The organism is Kineococcus indalonis, assembly GCF_009906395.1.
GTDB lineage: Bacteria > Actinomycetota > Actinomycetes > Actinomycetales > Kineococcaceae > Kineococcus > Kineococcus indalonis.
Genome location: NZ_JAAALM010000944.1, coordinates 1 through 736, shown reverse-complemented (window position 1 = coordinate 736; position 736 = coordinate 1). Strand labels below are relative to the sequence as shown.

Below are 736 nucleotides of genomic sequence, written 5' to 3'. Positions count from 1 at the left end.
CACCACCACCCCCGACAGCTGCTTCTTCGCCCTCTGGGACGGCTGGGGCGTGATCCCCGCCGACGGACCATCGAAGCCCACCTGGCAGGTCCCCGACCGCGACTACTTCCTCTTCCACGGCCCCCTGACCGCCCTGGGCGATGAAGACCAGTGGCGCGGAGCGTTGCTGGCTCCGGGGCAGTCGTGGTGGCTGCCGCTGCCGGGGTTCGTGTGGCCGGCGGATCGGGCGTGGTGCCTGACCAAAGACGTCGACCCGCACTACGCCGCCATCGCTGCTTGTGCGGCCGCGACGGAGGACCTGCTGAGCCGGTCGCAGCTTGATGTCGTCCCGGCGGATCCCGCGGAGGTGCCACCGCACTACTGGTGACACTCCGCACACTCTGGCGCGTGGAGCTGCGGCGGCCTCACGGTCATCCCGCGCTCAGTGCGCGATCACGGGGAGGCCGTGACGGCGCGGTCGTGACGATGCCCACGTACCTGGCCCGACTGGTACCAGAGCGGTACCATTGACTCGTGGCGATGAACCTGCGACTGACCGACGAAGAGACCGACGCCCTGCGCCGCCGCGCCGAGCAGGAGGGCCGCTCCATGCAGGAAGTCGCCCGCACCGCCATCGGCGAGTACGTCTCCGACCGCCCCGCACGCCTGCGCGCGGCCATCGAGCGGGTGCGCACCGAGGACGCCGAGCTCCTGGCCCGCCTCGCGCGCTGACTGGCCCGGTGACCCACCCGGCGAC

General features: G+C 71.7%; 1 protein-coding gene and 1 pseudogene. Both read left to right on the top strand.

From position 1 onward, the window contains the following. Positions 1–367 (top strand): annotated as a pseudogene (locus tag GTR00_RS22085) (hypothetical protein); the annotation flags it as partial. 152 nt (positions 368–519) lie between these two features. Beyond that, positions 520–711: a ribbon-helix-helix protein, CopG family gene (locus GTR00_RS22080; RefSeq protein ID WP_205706421.1), complete on the top strand. Its 192-nt coding sequence runs from the start codon at positions 520–522 to the stop codon at positions 709–711. The last annotated feature ends 25 nt before the right edge of the window (positions 712–736 follow it).